Origin of the sequence: Aliiroseovarius sp. S1123 (assembly GCF_023015885.1) — a bacterium.
Classification (GTDB): Bacteria; Pseudomonadota; Alphaproteobacteria; order Rhodobacterales; family Rhodobacteraceae; genus Aliiroseovarius.
Genome location: NZ_JALKBE010000002.1, coordinates 302158 through 317994, shown reverse-complemented (window position 1 = coordinate 317994; position 15837 = coordinate 302158). Strand labels below are relative to the sequence as shown.

Annotated in this window: 13 protein-coding genes; 9 read left to right on the top strand and 4 right to left on the bottom strand. The window is 59.3% G+C overall.

Going from position 1 to position 15837, the window contains the following annotated elements; all coding sequences use genetic code 11:
- Positions 1-88: 88 nt before the first annotated feature.
- From MWU53_RS05010 to MWU53_RS04995, 4 genes are all read right to left on the bottom strand, one after another.
- Positions 89-1270 carry an ammonium transporter gene (locus MWU53_RS05010; RefSeq protein ID WP_247091074.1) on the bottom strand — a complete coding sequence of 394 codons (1182 nt, stop codon included), beginning with the start codon at positions 1268-1270 and terminating at the stop codon, positions 89-91.
- Positions 1271-1442: 172 nt separating this feature from the next.
- Positions 1443-1928 carry a CinA family protein gene (locus MWU53_RS05005; RefSeq protein ID WP_247091072.1) on the bottom strand — a complete coding sequence of 162 codons (486 nt, stop codon included), beginning with the start codon at positions 1926-1928 and terminating at the stop codon, positions 1443-1445.
- Positions 1925-2425: a phosphatidylglycerophosphatase A gene (locus MWU53_RS05000; protein ID WP_247091070.1), complete on the bottom strand. Its 501-nt coding sequence runs from the start codon at positions 2423-2425 to the stop codon at positions 1925-1927. Before MWU53_RS05000 ends, MWU53_RS05005 begins: the two co-directional genes overlap by 4 nt.
- A gap of 1 nt (position 2426) precedes the next feature.
- Positions 2427-3581: a bifunctional 2-C-methyl-D-erythritol 4-phosphate cytidylyltransferase/2-C-methyl-D-erythritol 2,4-cyclodiphosphate synthase gene (locus tag MWU53_RS04995; RefSeq protein ID WP_247091068.1), complete on the bottom strand. Its 1155-nt coding sequence runs from the start codon at positions 3579-3581 to the stop codon at positions 2427-2429.
- Positions 3582-3747: 166 nt separating this feature from the next.
- Here MWU53_RS04995 and dusB point away from each other — a divergent pair, with 166 nt between their 5' ends.
- The 9 genes from dusB (at position 3748) to hflX (ending at position 15816) form a co-directional block, all read left to right on the top strand.
- A complete protein-coding gene (dusB, locus tag MWU53_RS04990; protein WP_247091066.1) occupies positions 3748-4728 on the top strand; it encodes a tRNA dihydrouridine synthase DusB in 981 nt (326 codons plus the stop codon).
- The gene (locus tag MWU53_RS04985) at positions 4725-5813 is read left to right on the top strand and encodes an ATP-binding protein (protein WP_247091064.1); all 1089 of its coding nucleotides are present in this window, start codon (positions 4725-4727) and stop codon (positions 5811-5813) included. Before dusB ends, MWU53_RS04985 begins: the two co-directional genes overlap by 4 nt.
- Before the next feature lie 11 nt (positions 5814-5824).
- The gene (locus MWU53_RS04980) at positions 5825-7225 is read left to right on the top strand and encodes a sigma-54 dependent transcriptional regulator (RefSeq protein WP_247091062.1); all 1401 of its coding nucleotides are present in this window, start codon (positions 5825-5827) and stop codon (positions 7223-7225) included.
- A gap of 148 nt (positions 7226-7373) precedes the next feature.
- Positions 7374-9605 (top strand): PAS domain-containing sensor histidine kinase, encoded by a 2232-nt coding sequence (locus MWU53_RS04975; protein ID WP_247091764.1) that lies wholly within the window; start codon positions 7374-7376, stop codon positions 9603-9605.
- On the top strand, positions 9602-11026 hold the full coding sequence (locus MWU53_RS04970) for a sigma-54 dependent transcriptional regulator (RefSeq protein ID WP_247091060.1): 1425 nt from the start codon (positions 9602-9604) through the stop codon (positions 11024-11026). Before MWU53_RS04975 ends, MWU53_RS04970 begins: the two co-directional genes overlap by 4 nt.
- 156 nt (positions 11027-11182) lie before the next feature.
- Positions 11183-12559, top strand: a complete 1377-nt coding sequence (gene trkA, locus MWU53_RS04965; protein WP_247091057.1) for a Trk system potassium transporter TrkA — start codon at positions 11183-11185, stop codon at positions 12557-12559.
- Between the two features lie 9 nt (positions 12560-12568).
- The gene (locus MWU53_RS04960; RefSeq protein ID WP_247091055.1) at positions 12569-14107 is read left to right on the top strand and encodes a potassium transporter TrkG; all 1539 of its coding nucleotides are present in this window, start codon (positions 12569-12571) and stop codon (positions 14105-14107) included.
- Between the two features lie 165 nt (positions 14108-14272).
- Positions 14273-14509, top strand: coding sequence for an RNA chaperone Hfq (gene hfq, locus MWU53_RS04955; RefSeq protein WP_133488330.1), 237 nt, complete (start codon positions 14273-14275; stop codon positions 14507-14509).
- 8 nt (positions 14510-14517) lie between these two features.
- Positions 14518-15816, top strand: coding sequence for a GTPase HflX (gene hflX / locus MWU53_RS04950; RefSeq protein ID WP_247091762.1), 1299 nt, complete (start codon positions 14518-14520; stop codon positions 15814-15816).
- The last annotated feature ends 21 nt before the right edge of the window (positions 15817-15837 follow it).

Here is a 15837-nt window from a genome sequence, read left to right as displayed (position 1 = left end):
GCTTTCAAGTGAGCGGTATGCGCAAGGCGCAAAAGGAAAAGGCGAAAGCTTGCGCCTTCGCCTTCTCTTGTACCGTGAGTGTACGGTGTTACGAGGTGATGTCGTAGGCGCGTTCACCGTGGGCCGACAGGTCGAGCCCGTTGACTTCGCTTTCCAGATCAACGCGCAGCGGCGTGATGGCGGCGGTCAATTTGATCAGCACATAGGTGACGACGAAGGTGAAGACGCCAACGATGATCAGCGCGCCGAACTGGGCAACAAAGCTGCCTTGTCCGAAGACGGCGATCATGATCGTGCCGAAGATGCCGCCAACGCCGTGGACTGCGAAAACGTCCAGCGTGTCGTCGATTTGCAGCTTGTTGCGGATGAAGTTCACCGCCTCTTGGCACAGCACGCCAGCCACTGCGCCGATGATCAGGGCCGCGATGGGGCCAACAAAGCCGGATGCAGGCGTGATCGAGGCCAGACCCGCGATGGTGCCGGTGACGATGCCCACAAGGCTCGCTTTGCCGTATTTGATCTTTTCATAAAGCGCCCAGCTTAGCGAAGCCGTGGCGGCCGAGATATGGGTCACGGTGATCGCCATCGCCGCGCCACCATCAGCGGCCAGTTGCGAGCCGCCGTTGAAGCCGAACCAGCCTACCCACAGCATGGCAGCGCCCACGAAGACCATCCACGGTGCGTGCGGAGGTGTGGTGCGATGTTTGCGCGGGCCAAGGGCCACAGCGATCATCAGGGCTGCGATGCCCGCAGTTTCGTGCACCACGATACCGCCAGCAAAGTCGCGGGTGCCAATTTCGCCAAAGATGCCGCCATCAGCCAGCGCGCCGCCGCCCCAGATCCAATGCACCACGGGCGCATAGCAAAGAAGCATCCACAGCGAAGAGAACGTCAGGACGAAACCGAAGCCCACACGTTCCACATAAGCGCCGACGATTAGCGCGGGCGTGATGATGGCGAAGGTCATTTGGAAAGCAAAGAACAGAACCTCGGGCAGGGTGCCCGACAGGCTGTCTGCGGTGACGCCCGACAGGAACGCCTTGTCCAGCGATCCGAACCAGCCATGCGAGGCGTCGCCAAATGCGATGGTATAGCCAAAGGCCAGCCACAGGATGCTCATCAAACAGGCGATGGCGTAGACATGCATGAAGACGCTCAGCACGTTGCGCGCGCGCACAAGCCCGCCGTAGAAAAGCGCCAGTCCTGGCAATGACATGAACAGCACCAGTGCTGTTGCTACGATGATCCAGGCGGTATCTGCGCCGTTCATATTCCCCTCCTTGGGTTTTGAAACCGTTAAAGTGGGGTGTGATGGAATTTCCGGCGCAAAGCACCCGGAACGCGCACCTATTAGGTAACGCTGAGGCGGAAAACGAAGTCTGCTTAATAAATAGGCGTGATGCTTAGGGCATTGCACGCAGATTGCGCGTAATGCGAACGGATCAGGCGCGTGCCGATCTTGCGTTTGCCCCTTGTGTAAGCAGCGTGATTGCGCGTTTTGCAGCAGCCTCGCGCACCTTGTCCCGCCCGATCGCACCGAATTCCTGTGTTTCGACATGGACGATGTCGCCATAGGCCAGCCCGAAACAGACGCGGCCTTCGGGCTTGTGCTCGGACCCGCCGGGACCCGCGATCCCGGTGATCGAGACGGCAATGTCGGCCTGTGACCGGGCAAGCGCGCCGGACGCCATTTCAGCGGCAACCTGTTCGGACACCGCACCGTATGCGCTCAAGCTTTCCAAGGTAACGCCCAGCATGTCCTGCTTCGCGACGTTGGAATAGGTGATAAAGCCGCGCTCGAACACGTCCGAGCTGCCGGGCACCTCGGTCAGCCATGCGCCCACCATGCCGCCGGTACAACTTTCTGCCGAGGCCAGCTTCATGCCATGCGCGCGGCAGAGGTCCAAAAGGGCGGCGGCGTCGCTCATGCCATCAGCCCATGTGCAGCGTAGGCCGAGATGATGACGACGATCGCGGCTGCGACACCCGCCCAGACGTCGTCCATCATGACGCCCGTGGCGTCTCCGCGCCGGTCGGTTTTGCCAATCGGGCCCCATTTGGTGATGTCAAACAGACGGAAGGCCAAGAAAGCGACGATCCAGCCGGGATAGAGCGCCAGAATGTCCGCGCCCATCATCCGCGCCCCGAAGGATACTGGAAAGAGCGCGATCCACATGCCGACAACTTCGTCAATCACCACCTCAGACGGATCGTGATCGGATTTGCCAGCCGTATAGGCCTCGGTCGCTTTCACACCGATCAGGTAGGCCAGAATGGTGGCGCCGGTAAGGGCCACAGGTCCGCCGATCTGGTGCAGAAGCCACGCGGCGGGCAGGGCGGCCAGACTGCCCCATGTGCCGGGGGCCGGGCGCAGAAGGCCCGAGTAAAAGAATGTGGCGATCAGCTTGGCGGTCGCGGGGGTCATGTCAGGCTCCAATCAGGGTTGCGGTGGCCATCGAGGCGATGCCTTCCGACCGTCCGGTGAAGCCAAGACGTTCGCTGGTGGTGGCTTTCACGCTGATCCGGTCCACGGCCAATCCCATAATGTCAGACAAAGCCGCGCGCATCACCTGCGCGTGCGGTCCGATTTTAGGCTGCTCGCAAATCAGCGTCACATCGACATTCGAGATCCGATAGCCGCGCTCGCCCGCCAGAGCGACCGCATGGCGCAAGAAGATGTCGCTGGCCGCGCCCTTCCACTGCGGGTCCGAGGGCGGGAAATGCTGGCCAATATCGCCATCTGCCAATGCACCGTAAATGGCATCGGTCAGCGCATGCATGCCCACATCGGCATCCGAGTGGCCCTTCAGCTTGCGGTCATGCGGGATTTTAACGCCACAGAGGATCACGTGATCCCCATCTGTAAACGCATGTACGTCGTAGCCACTGCCCACCCGAATATCCATTCGGCTCTCCTTGTTCTTCTCTTGGCGCTGCATCAGCAGCCGCTCGGCCCGGGCGAAATCGCCGGGTGTGGTGATTTTCAGGTTCTTCTCGTCACCGTCAACAATGGTGATGTCCAGCCCAGCGGCGCGGGCGACCTCGACATCATCGGCAGCGCCACCCGAATGCGTTGCGTGTGCGGCCAGAATGTCGGCGAAGCGGAAGCCCTGAGGGGTCTGCGCACGAAACAGCCCGGTACGATCCTGCGTGCCCGTCACCTTGCCATCCGTCCCGCGCCATAAGGCATCTGTGACTTGTAGGGCAGGGGCGGCGCCCGGCGTGCGGTCGAGCGCGGCGATCACGTCGTGGATCACCTGATCCGAGACCAACGGCCGTGCGACATCGTGGATCAGAACGCAGTCCGGGGCATCCCCGCTGAGCGCCTGCAAGCCCGCAAAAACGCTCGCGTCCCGCGTCGCGCCACCGTGCACCAAGGTAACGCCCTCGATCGGATCGGCAAAGCCGTGGTCATCCGGGTGAATCACCAGAATGATCTGCGATACTTCGGGATGCGCCCGAAACGCCTGCACCGTATGGGCCGCAACGCTGTTTCCGGCAATCTGGCGCCATTGCTTCGGCACTTCGCCACCTGCGCGCGTCCCGCGCCCGGCGGCCACAATGATGGCTGCTGTCGTCATACAAGTTGTTTAGGCTGTGCTTAGAGGAAGGACAACTCTGCAGTCTGCGCCCCGAAAGCTGCCTAAAAAATGTGCAGAATATAAATCCGATGCTCGAATACTCCGCGGATTGTTGATATATTTCGGGCGGTCAGCCCTAACTATACGCAGTGCACAAGGAATAAGCATGTCTCTTTGCGTCGGACCTCTTCAATTGGAAACGCCCGTGATTCTGGCCCCGATGGCCGGGATCACGGATTTGCCGTTTCGCAACATCGTCGCGTCCTTCGGGGCGGGGCTTGTTGTGTCTGAAATGGTGGCCAGCCAAGAGATGGTGCAAGCCAAGCCGGGCGTCCGTGAACGGGCCGAGCTGGGATTCGGGCTTGATAAGACCTCGGTCCAACTGGCGGCGCGAGACGTCTATTGGGCGGGCGAGGCAGCGCGGATGGTCGAACAGAACGGCGCGCGGCTGATTGATATCAATATGGGCTGCCCGGCGCGCAAGGTGGTCGGCGGCATGTCCGGATCCGCCCTGATGCGTGATCTGGACCACGCGCTTCGCCTGATCGAGGCGATCGTGGGCGCGGTCAGCATCCCCGTCACGTTGAAAACCCGGCTGGGCTGGGATGACACCAGCCTGAATGCACCCGAACTGGCGCGTCTAGCCGAAGGGGCGGGTATTCAGCTGATCACCATCCACGGGCGCACCCGCTGTCAGTTTTACAAGGGCACGGCCAATTGGGCCGCGATCCGCCCGGTGAAAGACGCCGTGTCGATCCCTGTCATTGCCAATGGCGACATCGTCGACAGCGCCACCGCCCGAGAAGCCCTTACGCAAAGCAGCGCAGATGGGGTGATGATCGGGCGTGGCTCTGGTGGGCGGCCTTGGCTGTTGGCGCAGGTAGCACATGACCTTTATGGCGCGCCGGCCCCTGACATTCCCAGCGGAGAGGTGTTGGCAAAACTGGTCGCGGATCACTATCGCGCCAGCCTGGATTTTTATGGCCCCGATCTGGGTGCGCGCGTCATTCGCAAGCATCTGGGCTGGTACATGGATGACGCAGGCACCAATCCCGATCTGCGGCGACAAATCCTGTCGTCCCGCGATCCGAAGAAGGTTATTGCCCTGATTCCCCAAGCCCTTAGCCCCGAGAGGAAAGCTGCATGACCCGGGATGATCGCATCTGGTCTGTCTTGCCCGTGCCGGGGCTGGAATTGGACGGCAAAGGCCTTGTGCTGCGCGTCAATGGCGCGGCCGAGAGCTTTCTGAACCTGTCCGAGCGGCGAATGGTCGGAAGGCACCCCAATGTCACGCTCGGGTTCTCACTGGATTTTGACGAACTTCTGACCCGCGTGCGGGAAAGCAACAACGCGCTATACGTGGATGGCGTGGATATGCGCCTGTCGGACGGCATGGCGCGCGACGTCAATCTGCACATCGCGCCTCTGCCTGAAGGGCCGGGGGCGACCGCAGGCTATATCGTGATTCTGCAACCGCGCGGTGGATCCGAGGCGCTGGGGCAGGTGCAAGGCACCAAGTCAGCCGCGCGTCAGGCCATCGGCATGGCCGAGATGCTGGCGCATGAGATCAAGAACCCGCTGGCGGGGATCTCGGGCGCGGCGCAGCTTTTGTCCATGTCACTGCCGGCCGAGGATCAGGAAATGACTGATCTGATCGTTGCCGAGACCCGGCGTGTCGTGGCGCTCTTGGATCAGGTGGAACGGTTCGGAGATCTGCGCCCCCCCGAACGTCAGCCGACGAACATCCACGATCTGCTGGACCGTGCATGGGCAACGGCGCAGTTGGGTTACGCGGCAGGTATGGAGGTGTCAAAGCTGTATGATCCCTCGTTGCCGGACGTCGATGTGGACGCAGATCAGATTCAACAGGTGTTTCTGAATTTGATTAAGAACGCCTCGGAAGCAACTGGTAACGTAGGAAATATTACCCTGAAAACGTTCTATGATAGCGGCTTGCGGGTGCCTCTGCCCAACGGGGATCAGGCGCATCTTCCCATTCAAGTCGAGGTCATTGACGACGGTCCAGGACTTCCGCCGGACATCGCCGACAGTGTATTTGACGCCTTTGTTTCGGGCCGTGAGAACGGCACCGGGCTGGGGTTGGCCTTGGTGTCGAAGATCATCACGGATCACGGCGCGCTGATCTCGGTCAACTCCGTGCCGGGGCGCACTGCGTTTCGGATCAGCCTTCCCGTCGCAAAACCCCCGCAACCCGCAACTAGCAACCCGTAAGGAGCCCTGAGATGGATGGAACAGTTCTGGTGGCCGATGACGATCGCACGATCCGCACGGTTCTGACACAGGCGCTGACCCGCGCGGGGTGCCGTGTGCATGCGACGGGTTCGATCCAGACCCTAATGAAATGGGCCGAAGAGGGGCGCGGAGATGTCGTGATCTCGGATGTGGTGATGCCCGACGGCAATGGGCTCGAGGCGCTGCCGCGCATTCTGAAGCTGCGACCGGATTTGCCGGTAATTGTGATTTCGGCGCAAAACACGATCATGACCGCCATTCAGGCCGCCGAGGCAGATGCGTTTGACTATCTGCCCAAGCCGTTTGATCTGCCAGAGTTGATGAAGCGCACCGCGCGGGCGTTAGAGCGGAAGCGCGTGCGTCCAGTTGCCCCCACCAGTCCGCAACCGCAGGCTGGACGTGGCGTGGATGATTTGCCTTTGGTCGGGCACAGCCCCGCCATGCAAGAGCTTTATCGCCTTGTCGCACGGGTTCTAAATGTTGATTTACCGGTTTTGATCACCGGGGAAAGCGGTGTCGGAAAATCGCTGATCGCGCGGGCGCTTCATGATTTCTCGGATCGGGGAAATGCCCCGTTTATCATTGCCTCACCCGATGATCTAAGTCACCCGGACGCCGTAAATACGTTGCTTTCTAGGGCGCGAGACGGAGTCATTCTGTTTGACGGCATTCAAGATCTTGACGATGCAGCCCAAGGGCGTCTTGCGCGCGTTTTGGATGCGGTTATGGACAACAACACGCGCGTTCTGTCGATCTCGCAGGGGGATTTGGGGCGGGCTGCAGCCGATGGGCGGTTCCGTTCTGACTTGTATTACAGGTTGGCAGGGATCGTGATCCCGGTGCCCCCACTTAGGGACCGGATTGAGGACATCGTTGGGCTCGCCGAACACTTCCTGAACCGCGCGGCGCAGGACGGGCTGCCAAAACGTCATCTGCCGGAGGAGTCGACGGCTGTTTTGCGGTCATACCCCTGGCCAGGCAACGTTCGCGAGCTTGAGAACTTGATCAGTCGTCTGGCCGTAACTGGTGTGGACGACAATATCTCGGCGGCTGAAGTTGAAATGGCTTTGGGCGCAACGAGCGGGCAGACCGTTGCTGATCCTGCGGGCTCTGGTGCCATTCGGCAGGAAATGGCCGATGGACGTCTGGCCGACACGATCACGCAGCACTTGCAGCGATACTTCGATCTGCATGGCGGAGCGCTGCCGCCAACTGGCTTGTATCAACGTATTTTGCGGGAAATGGAGCTGCCGCTGATCGAAATCGCGTTGGATGCCACGGGCGGCAACCAAGCCAGATGTGCCGATCTGCTGGGCATCAACCGCAATACCTTGCGTAAAAAGATCACCGAACTTGGAATCGAGGTGACACGCCGCCGCAAGTTGATGTAAAAGAGCAACATAGCGTGACATTCGGGCACAAGATCCGGGTCATATTGGCGGCAACTGTCTGCAAGAGGCTGTGGACAGAGATTTTATGAGGGCGAGCACAGTGGCGCAGCGCGCGGTGCGGAAGTCGAATTACGAGCGTTACCTGTCGATGCGCCGCTGGCGCAAGTACAGTTCTTACGGCGCATTTGGAATGATCGTGTTCGGGCCGATTTTGGCTGTGACCACGTTCTTGGCGCTTGGCCCCTTTGCACAGGGCGCAGACAGCAATGCGCTTCGCCTGATCCTTCTTGCTGACATCATCTATATAATTCTGGTCGCGGGGTTTGTTCTGGCCGGTGTCAGCCGCATGATCGTCGCGCGGCGCAAAGAAAGCGCGGGATCGCGCTTGCACATGCGTCTGACAGGTGTTTTCGCCGTCATCGCGCTTAGCCCGACCATTCTGGTGGCAATCTTTGCCATGCTCACGTTGAATATGGGGCTAGAGGGCTGGTTCTCGGATCGGGTACGCACGGTGGTGGGCAATTCTCGCGCTGCCGCCGAGGCCTATAAGGAAGAAAGTCGTGATGGGTTGATACAAGACGCCCGCGCCATTGCTGCGTTTCTTGAAGTGCAACGGCAATCCCAGCTTTTGTTGACCGACGCCGAGGTCGGACAGTTTCTGAAGCAAGCGCAAGAGCGTATTCAGCGCGGGTTGCGCGAGGCCTATGTGGTGTCTGGCGACGGCGCGATCCGGGTGCGTGGCACGCGGTCCTATCTGTTTGACTACGAACAGCCCTCGCCCGCACAGTTTGCCCAAGCCGAGACCGGTGACCCTGTGGTCATCGAGGATTGGGACATCAACGAATTTCGCGTGTTGCTACGTCTGAAAAACTTCACAGATCACTATATCCTGCTGACCCGCGATGTGAACGGCGACATCCTTGATCTGGTGGACGAAACTCAAGAGGCCGCGCGGGTCTATACCCAACTAGAATCGCAACGTGGGCAGAGGTTGTTTCAGTTCGGCCTGATTTATCTGGGCTTTGCCGCCATCCTGATTCTCGCTGCGATTTGGATGGGGATGTGGTTTGCTGAACGATTGTCTCGCCCGGTCGGGCGTCTGGCCAGCGCGGCACAGCGTGTCGGGGCTGGGGATCTGGATGTACGCGTCATCGAGGAAGAGGGCGACGACGAGATCTCGATGCTGAGCCGCTACTTCAACCAGATGACCAGCCGGTTGAAGGGGCAACGCGACCGATTGCTTGAAAACACTGACCAGATCGAACGTCGCCGACGCCTGTTTGACAGCGTGCTAAGCTCGGTCACAGGGGGCGTGATCGGCTTGAATGCAGACGGACAGGTGACCTTCCTGAACCGCGCTGCTGAACGTTTGTTGGATGTTCAAGATGAAAACGATCAGGAGCACGAGTTGTCCTTGGTTGTGCCAGAATTTCAGCCGCTATTGGATGCGGTTTCCCAAGGCCAGCCCAGTGCGCAGCAAGAGATGCGCCTGACCCGCAACGGCAAGCAGGAAAACCTGCTGGTGCGGATTGCCACGCGTTGGAATGACGATGGCGGGATTGAAGGCTACGTGATTGCTTTTGATGATGTGACGGATCTGGTCTCGGCCCAGCGGATGGCAGCCTGGGGCGATGTGGCCCGAAGGATCGCACATGAAATCAAGAACCCGCTGACGCCGATCCAACTGTCCGCCGAACGAATTAAGCGAAAGTTCTCGAAGGTCGACGGCGTGGATGTCGACGCGTTGGAGCAGTACACCGACGTGATCGTGCGCCAGACCAATGACCTGCGCCGGATCGTGGACGAGTTTTCGAAATTTGCGCGCATGCCCGAGCCGGAGCGGCGCGAGACGGATTTGACCAAGCTTCTTAGCGATATCGTGCTTTTGCAGGAAACCGGGCAAGAGGGCGTGCGGTTCACGTCACAGATCATGGATCATCCAGTCTTGATTGAAATCGATCAAACCATGATTGGTCAGGCTTTGACAAATCTGATCAAGAACGCCGGGGAAGCCATTGAAACTTTGCATGAAAAGGGGCGCCCAAATGGGCATGAGCCCGAAGTGCAGGTGACAATGGAACACGCACATGGCGGGGTGTGTATCACCGTGGCGGACAATGGGATCGGCTTGCCGGAAGATCGGGCACGCCTGTTTGAACCCTATGTGACAACGCGCGAGAAAGGTACCGGTCTGGGCCTGCCGATCGTCAAGAAGATCATCGAAGAGCATGGCGGGCGTCTGACGTTGGAAGACGCACCCGTTTTTGACAGCGAACTAGAAAAAGGCGGCGCTCATTTTGGCGCCATGGCCCGCATCTTTCTGCCGTTTGGCAGTACAGATCGCGGTGCTAGAGCCGCAACTACAGGAGAACCGACATGAGCGATATTCTGATTGTTGATGACGAACGGGACATCCGTGAACTGATTTCAGATATCCTTGAAGATGAAGGCTTTACGACCCGTTTGGCGGGCACCTCGGACGAGGCGGTCGCGCAGGTCAAGGCCGAGCTACCCGCCTTGATGATCTTGGACATCTGGCTGAAAGACAGCGCCATGGACGGGATCGACATCCTGAAGATGGTCAAGCGCGAACATCCCGAGGTTCCGGTGGTGATCATCTCGGGCCACGGAAACATCGAAATCGCGGTCGCGGCGATCAAGCAGGGCGCCTATGACTTCATCGAGAAGCCCTTCAATATCGACCAGCTGATGGTTGTGATCACACGCGCGATGGAGACCAGCCGCCTGCGTCGTGAGAACACCGAGCTTAAACGTCGCGACAGCCTTCCGTCCGAGATGATTGGACAAAGTTCGGCTTTCAAGGCTTTGAAATCTAATCTGGAAAAGGTCACGAAGTCCAATGGTCGGGTGATGCTGACCGGTCCTTCCGGGGTAGGAAAAGAACTGGCAGCCCGCTTTATCCATGCGAATTCTGACCGAGCGTCTTCGCCTTTGGTGGTCGTCAACTCTGCCTCGATCGAGGCGGACCGCATGGAAGAGGTTTTGTTTGGCCGCGAAAGTGATGACCGTGGGGTCGAGCCGGGACTGCTGGAAGAGGCCAATGGCGGTGTCATCTATTTCGATGAAGTGGCCGACATGCCCATTGGGACCCAATCAAAAATCCTGCGCGTGCTGGTGGATCAGCGGTTCCAGCGTGTTGGCGGGGCCGACAAGATCTCGGTCGATCTGCGTGTGGTGTCCTCTACCAGTCGTGACCTTCAGGCCGAAATCGCTGCGGGAAACTTCCGCGAAGAGCTGTATCACCGCCTGAACGTGGTGCCGATTGCGGTGCCTCCTTTGGATGAACGGCGCGAAGATATTCCCGAACTGGCCACATATTTCATCTCGATGTTCAACGCCGAACAGGGGCTGCCCCTGCGCGAGCTGGCCGAGGATGCGCAGGCCATGCTGCAAACGATGCCATGGCCGGGCAATGTACGCCAGCTGAAGAACGTGGTCGAGCGGGCGCTGATCTTGGGCGATGGCACAGATCCGATCACCGCGTCCGAGCTTCCGGGGCAGGAAGCGGCCGCCGTGGATATTTCTGATCAGGCGGTTGTCGTCTCGGGAGCTCTTGCGATGATGCCGCTGCGCGAGGCGCGCGAGGCTTTTGAACGGGAATACTTGCTGACCCAGATCAACCGCTTCGGCGGCAACATCTCGCGCACGGCAAATTTCGTCGGCATGGAGCGCTCGGCACTGCACCGCAAGCTGAAGTCTCTTGGGGTTGTGACGGGGTCCAAAGCCGGTGCCCGTATGGCCTATGTGGCAGGCGAAGAAGAGGAATCTGCTGAGGCGTGACGCGGCCGTCACGCACCTGCGCGATGCAAGATCCCACGAGGCGGAGCCATTGACCCTGCCGCGCCCATCTGCCATCCCTTCGTCAGGATTACGCATGTCACATGCGGTCGAAGCGGTGCCTGACAGGCTGCAGGCCCGCGTTCCAGGGAGAGCCGGATGAAGGTTATCATTTGCGGTGCAGGGCAGGTGGGGTGGCAGATCGCCCGCCACCTTTCAGGCGAAAAGAACGACGTGACCGTTGTGGACAACAACCCAGAACTGGTCGCACGGGCGACCGATACGCTGGACGTACAAGGGATTGCGGGCCACGCCTCGCACCCGGATGTTCTGGACCGTGCCAATGCGCGCGACGCCGACATGATCATTGCGGCAACCTATTCGGACGAGGTGAATATGGTCACCTGTCAGGTGGCGCATTCGGTCTTCTCGATCCCGCGCAAAATTGCGCGTATCCGGTCGCAAAGCTATTTGGATGCGATTTACACTGACCTCTATCGCCGCGATCACCTGCCCATCGATGTGGTCATTAGCCCCGAACGCGAAGTGGCCGAGGCCGTTCTGAAACGCATTCAGGCCCCGTCCGCCTTCGATATTGAAAGCTTCATGGGCGGCAAGGTTCAGTTGTTGGGCATTCAGCTGGGCGTCGATTGCCCGGTTCTGAACACGCCTCTGCGCCAGTTGACGGATCTGTTCTCGACCCTCAGCGCTATCGTGGTTGGCGTGCGTCGCGACAAGGGGCTGTTCGCACCTGAACCCGGCGACCAGCTATTTGCAGGCGACCAGATCTATGTGTTCACAAAAACAGAGGATGTGAATCGTACGCTTGAGGTCTTCGGTAAGTCGACCAAACGACAGGAGCGGGTGGTGATCCTTGGGGGCGGCAATGTGGGCCTCGCCGTTGCGCGCGAGCTTGAGACCCGCACGGACCGCATCCGCGCCAAGGTGATCGAACTGAACCGTGATGTGGCGGAACGTGCTGCCGATACGCTGGAACGTACCGTGGTCCTGCATGGCGACGGAATGAACCGCGAGTTGCTGAAAGAGGCGGGCGTCCCGCGTGCAGATGCTATTTTGGCCGTTACGGACGATGACAAGGTGAACCTATTGTCCTCGGTCCGGGCCAAAGCTGAAGGCTGTGCGATGTCGATTGCGCTGGTCAATGACCCGTCACTTGTGGGCCTGATGAAGCCCTTGAACATCGACGCTTATATCAACCCACGCACGCAGACGGTCAGCTCGATCCTGCGCCATATCCGGCATGGTAAGGTCCGCGAGGTTTATTCACTAGGCGACGCCGAGGCTGAGGTGATCGAGGCGCAGGTGCTGTCGACTTCGCCCATTGCTGGCAAGGCGATCCGCGACGTGGATTTCCCCGAGGGCGTCCTTGTTGGGGCCTTGATGAAGGGCGAAACTGTGGTCAAGCCTGCGGGTTCGGTCCGTATCGACGAAGGCGATGTGGTGACGTTGTTCTGCATGGCAGATGACGTACCCGAGGTTGAGCGGCTGCTGCAGGTCTCGATCGACTTCTTCTAAGGCGTATACATGCTGACCCAAATCACCAAATTGCCTCTGCTTGTGATCCTCATGGGGATCAGTGTGCTTGCGATGCTGTTGCCTGCGGGGTTTGCGTGGACTATCGAAGAATACTATCAGGGGCGCGTGTTCCTGTATGGGGCGCTTCTATTTGGGTTTCTGACTTTTTTCCTAGCCATTGCGATGGCTGATCGTCCCAGATCCATCCGGCATCGCCGACACTTGATGGCGCTTTTGGGCCTTTTCGTCCTGTTGCCGATCATGCTTGCGGTACCGTTTCATCAAGCCCTGCGCACCACCACATTTCTGAACGCCTATGTCGAAATGGTCTCGGCGTTGTCCACCACGGGATTGACGCTTTTTCCGGACCCCGACCGGCTTCCACTGTCGTTGCATCTGTGGCGGGCTATGGTTGGCTGGATGGGAGGCTTCTTCATCTGGGTAAGTGCCATCGCCATTTTGGCCCCGATGGCCCTTGGCGGGTTCGAGGTGCGTACCCGATTTGGCGCGCGCGGCTCGGCCTTGGATACGCGACTTGGGGCAGGGCACAGCCAGATCACGCGGGTGGCGGATTTTTCTGATCGGATCAGGACCTATGGTGTGCGCCTGTTGCCGATTTATGCCGGATTGACTGCGGCGTTGTGGGTCGGCTTGGTCATTGCGGGGGAAACGCCCTTCGTTGGGCTGTGCCACGCGATGTCTACGCTTGCGACCAGCGGGATATCTCCGGTTGGCGGGCTATCGGGTGGGGTCTCCGGTTTCGGCGGAGAGGTCATGATCGCCGTCTTCCTGATCTTCGCGATTTCCCGCCAGACCTTTGCAAGCGATATGCAGCATAGTGAAACCCCGTCGCTTTGGCGCGATCCGGAAATTCGCCTGGCTTTTGTGATCGTAGCTTCGTTGACGGCATTTTTGGTCCTGCGCCACTTAATTGGGGCCTATGAGGTGGATGAAGAATTGACCCTGACAGCCGGACTGACTGCGGTTTGGGGGTCTCTGTTCACGGTTCTATCCTTTCTCACCACTGCCGGATTTGAAAGCCAGGCATGGGAAGCCAGCACGAACTGGTCAGGGCTCGAAACGCCGGGCCTTGTGTTGATGGGTTTGGCGTTGATCGGGGGCGGGGTGGCCACGACGGCTGGTGGTGCCAAGCTGATGCGGGTCTACGCGCTTTACCTGCATGGGCTGCGCGAGATGGAGAAATTGGTCCATCCAAGCTCGGTCGGCGGATCAGGAACCGAGGCGCGACATTTGCGTGGGCGTGGTGCTTACATGGCGTGGGTGTTCTTCATGCTGATGGCGCTGTCCGTTGCGATGGTCATGGCGCTTTTTGCACTCACGGGGCAGGATTTTGAAAGCGCCACGATCCTGACGATCGCAACGCTGACGACAACCGGCCCGATAATCCAGATTACCGCTGGTGACCCGCTGTCGATCGTTGACCTGAGCGATGCTGCTAAGGCGGTTTTGACCTTTGCGATGATCCTAGGGCGACTTGAAACACTCGCGATCATTGCCTTGCTCAGCCCCGAGATCTGGCGCCGATAGCGGGCAATCTTGCTAACCGCTGCATAATGTCTGTGGTTTGGATGCCATACCCTGAATAAGGCGACACAATTTGGGGGTGGAAACCACCAAAAGAGCAAGCCATAGTGACAATCAGGTGAAATTCCTGCCGTTTTCCGGCAGCACGAAACAAAAAAGGCAATAAAAATGGCTGCCGATAAGCAAAACCTGCAGGACGCATTCCTGAATCATGTGCGTAAATCGAAAGTTCCTGTGACGATCTTTCTGATCAACGGCGTGAAACTTCAGGGCGTGATTTCCTGGTTCGACAACTTCTGCGTCCTTCTGCGTCGCGATGGCCAGTCGCAGCTGGTCTATAAGCACGCGATTTCGACCATTATGCCGGGCCAACCGATCAATCTTTATGACGGCGAAGAAAGCTGACTGACCTCATCGAACGCGAGGAGAAGGCCACCCGTGCTTGGGTCCTTCACCCGGAACTGACCTCAGACCTCAACCGCCGGACCGCTGGTCCCGCGTTGGAAGAAGCCGTGTCCTTGGCGGCGGCCCTACCTCATCTCGAGGTCGAGGGGGCCGAAATCGTGCGTCTGCGCGATCCCCATCCCGGTAAACTGTTTTCCAAAGGCAAGCTTGACGATCTCAGCCAGCGCCTGAAGGTGGCCGAGGTTGATCTGGTGCTGATCGACGGACATGTCAGCCCGGTTCAACAGCGCAACCTTGAAAAGGAATGGAACGTCAAAATTCTGGACCGGACGGGCCTGATCCTCGAGATCTTCTCGGATCGTGCGCGTACCCGCGAAGGCGTGTTGCAGGTTGAAATGGCTGCGTTGTCCTATCAGCGCACACGTCTTGTCCGGGCGTGGACCCACCTTGAACGTCAGCGTGGTGGCCTTGGTTTTGTGGGTGGTCCTGGTGAAACCCAGATCGAGGCTGACCGCCGCGCCATTGACGACCACATGAACCGTCTGCGCAAGCAGCTGGAAAAGGTCGTAAAAACCCGCGAGCTGCACCGTGCGGCCCGCGCCAAGGTTCCGTTCCCAATTGTTGCGCTGGTGGGCTATACCAACGCCGGCAAGTCAACACTGTTCAACCGGATGACCGGGGCGAAGGTGCTGGCGAAAGATATGCTGTTTGCCACGCTCGATCCGACCATGCGCCAGATCGAATTGCCGGCCTTGGGCAAGACGCCAGGGCAGGGTGGTGGCCGCAAGGTGATCCTATCCGACACGGTGGGCTTCATCTCGGACCTGCCGACGCAACTGGTTGCCGCCTTCCGCGCCACGTTGGAAGAGGTTCTGGCTGCGGATCTGATCCTGCATGTGCGTGATATCAGCCACGAAAGTACGGATGAGCAGGCGCAGGATGTCGCCACCATCATGGCCGAGCTGGGCGTGAGTGAAGAGACGCCGCAGCTTGAGGTCTGGAACAAACTGGATCTGCTGGATGAGGAAGAGGCAGACGCCCGCCGTCGCGAGGCCGCACGCCACGATGATATTCTCACCCTGTCCGCCATTACCGGCGAAGGGTTCGACGATCTAATCGAAGCCATTGATCGCGCTTTGGACGAGCCGCGCAAGACCGTCACGCTGGACCTTGCGTTCTCGGACGGGCGCAAGCGGGCATGGCTGTTTGAAAAGGGCATCGTGGAAGACGAAGAGCCGGGCGAGACCGGCTGGAAGATCACCGTAACTTGGACTGATCGGCAGGCGTCCGAATACGCCGCGCTGTAACCTGATTTTACACCGTTGAAT